Genomic DNA, 7,648 nt, shown 5'->3' with positions numbered 1-7,648 from the left:
GAGCGCCGCCCGCGCGGCGCATCGCGGATGAATCCGCTCCTAGATTTGTTGCAACGTACCTATGCCTGATAGGCCATGGTTGCCTGCCTTGTGGGTACGACGCGTTTTTTCGGCGGGCGCCAAAGGCGAACGACCATGGCCTGACAGACCGTGGCACGTTGCAACAAATGTAGGAGCGGATTCATCCGCGATGCGCCGCGCGGGCGGCGCTCGATCTTGCGGCCACTGCAAAATCACCGGCATGCAAACTATGGCGCCAGACACAACTCCATGAACCGTGCCGCCGCCCGCGACGGCGTGGCAGCATGGGGCAGCAAAATCGAAAAGCGCCGTACCAGCGGCTGCGGCGCAATGCGCACTTGCCGCAACACCCCATCCTCATGGCGGATCGACATCGCCGACACAAAGCCGATCCCCATCCCTGCCCGCACGGCCTCCTTCACCCCTTCCACCCCGGCGATCTCGATCGCCACGCGCATCGCCACGCCACTGCGGGCGAACGCTCGCTCGACCACCTGCCTGACCCCGGAACCGCTCTCACGCAACACCAACGGGTAACTGCCAAGCGCCTCCAGGGTGTGCTGCGCCTCGTTGGCCAACGGGTGGCCGCTGGGCACCACGGCCACGATCTCGTCCTCCCGCCAAGGTGTCACCGCCGTGCCCAAGGGCAGTTCCTGTCCAGGCGGCCCCTCGATCAGGGCGATATCGACGCTGCCCAGGTCGGCGACAATTTCTGCCGTGTTGCCGTGGGAAGTGCTCACCACCACGTCCGGGTAGCGGGCATGGAAATCGGCGATCAGGTAGGGCAGCAGGTAACTGGCCGGCGTCGTACTGGCGCCGATGCGCAAGGTGCCGCGCTCCAGCCCGCGCATGGCCTCGCGCAGTGCCTGAGCCTGGCGGAAGGTATCGCGCAGGCGCTCGGCATGGGCCAGCAACTGTTCGCCTGCAGCGGTAAGGCGCACGCCCCGGCCGGCACGCTGGTACAGCGGCTCGCCGAACGCCTCCTGCAGCAGCTTGAGCTGGCCGGAGACCGCCGGCTGGGAAAGATGCAGGGCCTGGGCCGCATGGCTGATGTTGCCGTGCTCGGCAACGGTGGCGAAAGTTATCAGCTGTTCAGGGGTCATAATTCCAAAGTATCAGCCAAACGGATATTTCACATCCTGAATTACGATTTTTTATAAGCTTATAACCAGATTAACGTAAGCCATGTCAAAAAATGTCCCGGAGGACTCACATGGCCACGGCTCCGTCCAACCCCGCTTTTGCGCCCACCCTCTCTACCCGAGGGCAGCTCAATGGCATCCTGTTCGTCGCGTTGTTCGCCGTTGCCGTCACGCAACTGGCGGCAATACCTGCCATCGCCAACCTGGGCATCAGCCCATTGATCGTCGGCATCGTCGCTGGCGCCCTGTACGGCAACGCCCTGCGTGATGGCGTGCCGGCCAGTTGGGCGGCGGGTATCAACTTCTCCGCACGCAAACTGCTGCGCATCGCCGTGGCCTTCTTCGGCCTGCGGGTCAGCCTGCAGGAAATTGCCGAAGTCGGCTGGTCGGGTCTGACGGTGTCGCTGCTGGTGGTGGTCAGCACCCTGCTGATCGGCCTGTGGGTCGGCATGAAACTGTTCAAGCTGGACCGCGACACCGCGCTGCTGACCGCTGCCGGCAGTGCCATCTGCGGCGCCGCCGCTGTGCTGGCCTTCGAATCGGCGCTGCGCAGTGCGCCGCACAAGAGCGCCATGGCGGTGGGCAGCGTGGTGCTGTTCGGCACCCTGTCGATGTTCATCTTCCCACTGGCGATCAATGCCGGCTGGCTGCCGCTGGACACCGTGAGCGCCGGCCTGTTCCTCGGCGGCACCGTCCATGAGGTTGCCCAGGTGGTGGGTGCGGCCAGCAACATCAGCCCTGAGGCCACGCACATCGCCACCATCGTCAAGATGACCCGGGTGATGCTGCTGGTACCGGTGCTGCTGGTGGTGGGCGTGTGGATCAACCGTGCTCGCCAGGCAAACCACACTCACGGCAAAGGCCGCATCGCCCTGCCCTGGTTCGCCTTCGGCTTCCTTGGCCTGGTGCTGGTGAACTCGCTGCAGATCCTGCCGGGCAACGTGACCCACGTCATCAACGACCTCGACACCTTTGCCCTGACCATGGCCATGACCGCGCTGGGCATGGAGACCCGCTACAGCCAGATTCGCCAGGCCGGGCCGCGTGCGCTGGCCACCGGGGCGATTCTCAACCTGTGGCTGCTGGGCGGTGGGATCGCGATCACGCTGGGTGTGCAAAAGCTCTTCGCATGACATAAGGTGGTGGCAGAGAAGGATGTTTTACCTGCACAGGAAAGACTTAGATGCCCCAACGCCATGTCATCAATGCATCCGTCAGCCCCAAAGGCAGCCTGGAGACGCTGTCGCAACGTGAAGTCCAGCAACTGAGCGAAGTCGGTACCGGTAGTCTCTACACCCTGTTCCGCCAATGCGCCCTTGCCATCCTCAACACCGGCGCCCATGTCGACAATGCCAAGACCATCCTCGAAGCCTACAAAGACTTCGAGGTGCGCATCCACCAACAAGACCGAGGCGTTCGCCTGGAGCTGCTGAATGCTCCGGGCGACGCCTTCGTCGATGGCGAAATGATCGCCAGCACCCGTGAAATGCTGTTCAGCGCCCTGCGCGACATCGTCTACACCGAAAGCGAGCTGGCCAGCCAGCGCATCGACCTGGAAAGCTCCCAGGGCATCACCGACTACGTCTTCCACCTGCTGCGCAACGCCCGCACCCTGCGCCCCGGCGTGGAGCCGAAGATGGTGGTGTGCTGGGGCGGCCATTCGATCAGCACCGAGGAATACCAGTACACCAAGAAGGTCGGCCACGAACTGGGCCTGCGCAAGCTGGACGTCTGCACCGGCTGCGGACCCGGCGTGATGAAAGGCCCGATGAAAGGCGCAACCATCGCCCACGCCAAGCAGCGCATGCACGGCAGCCGCTACCTGGGGCTGACCGAGCCGGGCATCATCGCCGCCGAGGCGCCCAACCCGATCGTCAATGAACTGGTGATCCTGCCGGACATCGAGAAGCGCCTGGAAGCCTTCGTCCGTGTCGGCCATGGCATCATCATCTTCCCCGGTGGCGCCGGTACCGCCGAGGAGTTCCTCTACCTGCTCGGCATCCTCATGCACCCGGACAACCAGGACCTGCCCTTCCCTGTCGTACTGACCGGGCCGCGCAGTGCCGAGCCGTTCCTGATGCAGCTGCATGCCTTCGTCGGCGCAACCCTGGGCGAAGCCGCCCAGCGGCACTACCAGATCATCATCGACGACCCGGCCGAAGTGGCCCGGCACATGGTCGAGGGGCTCAAGGAGGTCAAGCAGTTCCGCCGCGAGCGCAACGACGCCTTCCACTTCAACTGGCTATTGAAGATCGACGAGGGCTTCCAGCGCCCGTTCGACCCGACCCACGCCAACATGGCCGAGCTGGGCCTGCGCCGCGAACTGCCGCCGCATGAACTGGCAGCGAACCTGCGCCGGGCGTTTTCCGGGATCGTCGCGGGTAACGTCAAGGACAAGGGCATCCGCCTGATCGAAGAGCACGGGCCGTACCAGATCCGCGGTGACAGTGCGGTGCTGGAGCCGTTGGGGCGCCTGTTGCAGGCGTTCGTCGACCAGCATCGGATGAAGTTGCCGGGTGGGGCGGCGTATGTGCCGTGCTATCAGGTTGTGACCTGAAGACCCTGCCAGCCTCTTCGCGGGACAAGCCCGCTCCCACAGGTACAACACTGCTTTCAAATGCAGTGGAGTACCTGTGGGAGCGGGCTTGTCCCGCGAAGGGGCCAGTGGCTCAGATCAGCTGCTCGGGCTGACGGCAGTACGATCAACCAGCTGAATACTGTCCCGCCCTCCCCGCTTGGACTGGTACAACGCCACATCCCCCTGCTCGATCAACGCCGCCAGGCTCGCCGGCGGCTGGTCGAACACATTGGCACCAATGCTCAAGGTCACCGCCTGCGGTGTAGGCATGGCCTGTTCGGCAAAGGCCTGGAACTGCGTGCGCAACTGTCCGCCCAACGCCACCACCCGCTCGCTGCTGGCATCGCTGAGCAGGATGACGAACTCATCGCCACCCAGCCGCGCCGCCAGCGAGCGCTCCGGCAGCACCTCGCGGATCATCTCGCTGAGCGCCACCAGCAACCGGTCGCCGGCGGCATGACCATGCAGGTCGTTGACCAGCTTGAAGTTGTCGATGTCGATCAGCAGCAACGCACCTGGCCGCGCCGGGCTGACGTGCTTGAACAGGTGCGTGGCGCGCACTTCCAGGGCGCGGCGGTTGTACAGCGCGGTCAGCGGATCGCGCGCGGCCAGCCGGGCGATGCGTTCCTCGCGGCGGTAGCGCACGGTGCCGGTCATCGACAAGGCGATCAGCATGATCGCCATCGCCCCCTCGACCAGGGAAATCTGGATGATCAGGCCACCGAAGGTCGCCAGGTCGATCAACGTGCCGGGGGTGATCGCGATGATCGCCTTGGCCAGGTAAAACAGGCCGTGAATGAGCAGCACATAGCGCAACTGCACCGCCCCTACGCTCAGCGACTTGCCGTGCGGTCGCAGCAGGAAGCTGGCCTTGAGCGTGAGCAGTGCCACCAGCAGCGAGTTGACCATCAGCATGACCTTGGACCACTGCGGCCCCACCGGCAGCAACAGCAAGCCGCACCACACCACCACGATCAGCAGCCAGGCCCGTGACACCCGGGCCTGGGTAAAGCGCAACACGCCCATCAGGAAGAGTGCGTGGGCCACCACCAGCAGGCCATTGGCGAACCAGATGCCGATCAGCAGCAGGCCGATGCCGCGCAACAGCGCCAGGGTCGAACCGACCGTGATGGTGGCAAACCCCGCGCTCCAGAACAGTAATGAAGGTTCTCGGACGCTGCGCCATTCGATCGCCAGGTACAAGGCAGCGGCGGCTGCCAAGGCGATCGAGAGGGTCAGCATCGTGGGTGGATCGAGCGCCATGAAGGAATTGGCCTATCTGGTTAACGTGGAAAACGCCAGATTGTAGCCGTTTGCCATGACTTTTCAGAGAGGGGGACGACGGCTCAAAGCACCCGCTTGATCAACGGTTCAAGGCGGCTGAAACGTAACCGCCGCAAGAACTTGCGCACTTCCTTGGGATGCTCCGCCTTCACCCCCAGGTCTTGCGCCGAGGCAATCTTCGGCGCATGCCGGCGAATGCCCTCCAGCTCCGCTTCCCGGGGCGCCAGCCACTGCCCTTGCGGGTCATCGATCAGCAGCCCGTTTTCCAGGTCCAGGTTGAAGCCGCGCGGGTTCAGGTTGTTACCGGTGAGCAGCGAATAGCGCTGGTCGACCCACACCCCTTTGGCATGGAAGGTATGCCCAGGGTCGTTCCAGATCCGCACCACCAGCTGGCCGCTGGCGATGGCGGCGTGGCGACGGCGGGCGAAGGCACGCAGGTTGTCCTCGTACAGGTACGGCAAGGCGCCGCTGGCACTGAACGGCTCGCCCGGGGCGATGTAGAAGTCGTTGGCGGTGCGGTGGCCGACGATCAGCTCGACCCGCACGCCGCGATCCAGGGCGTGGTCCAGCTCGCGCATCACCACCCGTGGCGGGTTGAAGTACGGCGTGCTGATGATCATCTGCGAGCGTGCCGCCGCCAGCAGCGCGCACAGCGCGCGGTTGAGCGGGTTGCCACGGCCAACGCCAAGCAACGGCACCACCCGCAGGCCCTGCTCCGGCTCGGCCGCCGGTACGTCATAGGCCATGCGCCGCAGGCGTGCGCGCAGGCGGCGGATATCGCCACGCAGGTTGCGCGTCGACGCGGGCGCCGGCAGGTCCAGGCGCGGCGTGGCGGTGTCGTGCAACAGGCGCTTGACCAGGTCGACCATGGCGTCGGCCAGCGCCGCTGACTGGAACAGGTGGTAGCGGTCAAGGCGATAGCGGTCGAAACGGTGCAGGTAGACGTTGTTCAGGCTGGCACCGGTGTAGATCACGCAGTCGTCGATGACGCTGCCCTTGAGGTGCAGCACGCCGAACAGCTCGCGGGTCTGCACCGGCACCCCATGGATCACCACATCCAGCCCGCGCAACTGGCGCTGGGCCTGGTACCAGGCAGCATTGCCCGGCTGCCGCCCGGCCCCGAGCAGGCCACGGCGGGCGCGGAACCAGTCGACCACGATGACGATCTCCAGGCTCGGCCGAGCGGCCTTGGCCTGGTACAAGGCATCGAGCACTTCCTGCCCGGCCTCGTCTTCCTGCAGGTACAACGCGACGATGACGATGCGCCGGGTAGCGCCGGCAATCCGCTCGAGCAGGCAGGTTCGGTAGGCTGCGGCGTCGGGCAACACCTGGATCGCGTCTGCGTCGAGGGTGAAACCTGGCAGCGCCGCCAGCATGGAATCGGGGTTCACGTAGGTCACCTTCTGTCTGCAATCAGGTCCATTCCTGGCCGCTGCGTGCGGGGTGTAAGATCGACCCTGCAACGACCCATAACAACAAGAAACGTGCGAGGCCTGTTTTTCTCACTGCCCCTGACGAACTATGCCTCAGCTTGCACAGGAAGATCGCAATGGTCCACCCCGCTTCTGCCATCCTAACCCCTCCCCGCGCCAAGACCTTCGGTTTTCTGGTCCTGCCCAACTTCACCACCATTGGCCTGGCCTCGGCGGTGGAGACCTTGCGCATGGCCAACCTGGCCGCCCACCGTAGCCTGTACCGCAGCGTGCTGATCGCCGCCAGCCAGGCGCCGGTGATGGCCAGCAATGGCATGCGCATCCTGCCTGACCACAGCATCACCGACGCGCCGCCGCTGGACGCCTTGTTCGTGGTGGGCGCCAACCCGATCGACCGTGGCCGCGGCAATCGGCCGCTGACCGACTGGCTGCGCCAACTGGCGCGCCAGCATGTGCCGCTGGGCGGCATCTGCACCGGCAGTTACCTGCTGGCCAAGGCCGACCTGCTCAAGGGGTACCGCTGCACCATCCACTGGGAGGACATCCAGGCCCTGCAGGAGCACTTCCCCGGCATCGTCATCTCCAGCCAGTTGTTCGAACTGGACCGCGACCGCTACACCTGTTCCGGCGGCGTGGCGGCCATGGACATGATGCTGCAGCTGGTCGCCCGCGAGGACGGCGGCCAGGAGATTGCCGCCAAGGCCGCCGAACTGCTGCTGTGCGACCGCATGCGCGGCGAGCGCGAGCGCCAGCGGGTACCGCTGCGCACCTTGCTGGGCAGCGCTCAACCCAAGTTGAGCCAGGTGGTGGCGATCATGGAGGCCAATCTCGAGGAGCCCCTGGGGCTGGAGGAGCTGGCCAGCCTCAACGAAGTGACCGTGCGCCAGCTGGAGCGCCTGTTTCACAAGTACCTGCAGCGCACGCCCAGCCAGTATTACCTGGAGCTGCGTCTGTCGCGGGCACGGGAGTTGCTGCTGCGCAGCGATGTCCAGGTGCGCGAGGTGGCGCTGGCGTGCGGGTTCAGTTCCCCGGCGCATTTTTCCAAGAGTTACAGCCGGTTCTTTGGGTTGTCGCCGTTGGGGGAGCGGCGGCAGGCTTCGTTGCACTGATTGGGGCTTGAGGGCCCTATCGCCGGCAAGCCGGCTCCCACAGGACCATCACAGTCTTCAAGCCCTGCGCAGTACCTGTGG

The 7,648-nt window shown here is 65.1% G+C and carries 6 protein-coding genes; 3 read left to right on the top strand and 3 right to left on the bottom strand.

The window, feature by feature from the left end; translation table 11 throughout:
* Positions 1-248: 248 nt before the first annotated feature.
* A complete protein-coding gene (locus PMI38_RS24505; protein ID WP_008100223.1) occupies positions 249-1,124 on the bottom strand; it encodes a LysR family transcriptional regulator in 876 nt (291 codons plus the stop codon).
* 110 nt (positions 1,125-1,234) lie between these two features.
* Between PMI38_RS24505 and PMI38_RS24500 the strand changes: the two genes are divergently transcribed.
* Both PMI38_RS24500 and ppnN read left to right on the top strand, forming a co-directional pair.
* A complete protein-coding gene (locus PMI38_RS24500; protein WP_008100221.1) occupies positions 1,235-2,296 on the top strand; it encodes a YeiH family protein in 1,062 nt (353 codons plus the stop codon).
* A gap of 50 nt (positions 2,297-2,346) precedes the next feature.
* Positions 2,347-3,720 carry a nucleotide 5'-monophosphate nucleosidase PpnN gene (ppnN, locus tag PMI38_RS24495; protein WP_008100219.1) on the top strand — a complete coding sequence of 458 codons (1,374 nt, stop codon included), beginning with the start codon at positions 2,347-2,349 and terminating at the stop codon, positions 3,718-3,720.
* 117 nt (positions 3,721-3,837) lie between these two features.
* Here the strand turns inward: ppnN and PMI38_RS24490 are convergent, their stop codons facing one another.
* Both PMI38_RS24490 and pssA read right to left on the bottom strand, forming a co-directional pair.
* Entirely contained in the window at positions 3,838-5,004 is a 1,167-nt protein-coding gene (locus tag PMI38_RS24490; RefSeq protein ID WP_008100217.1) for a GGDEF domain-containing protein, read from the bottom strand.
* A gap of 83 nt (positions 5,005-5,087) precedes the next feature.
* Positions 5,088-6,401: a CDP-diacylglycerol--serine O-phosphatidyltransferase gene (pssA, locus tag PMI38_RS24485; protein ID WP_008100215.1), complete on the bottom strand. Its 1,314-nt coding sequence runs from the start codon at positions 6,399-6,401 to the stop codon at positions 5,088-5,090.
* A gap of 173 nt (positions 6,402-6,574) precedes the next feature.
* Here pssA and PMI38_RS24480 point away from each other — a divergent pair, with 173 nt between their 5' ends.
* Positions 6,575-7,567, top strand: coding sequence for a GlxA family transcriptional regulator (locus PMI38_RS24480; RefSeq protein ID WP_008100214.1), 993 nt, complete (start codon positions 6,575-6,577; stop codon positions 7,565-7,567).
* Positions 7,568-7,648 lie beyond the last annotated feature (81 nt).

The sequence above is a fragment of the Pseudomonas sp. GM84 genome (genome assembly GCF_000282535.1).
GTDB lineage: Bacteria > Pseudomonadota > Gammaproteobacteria > Pseudomonadales > Pseudomonadaceae > Aquipseudomonas.
Note: the sequence above shows the minus strand (reverse complement) of the source record. Positions and strands in the feature narration are given on the sequence as shown.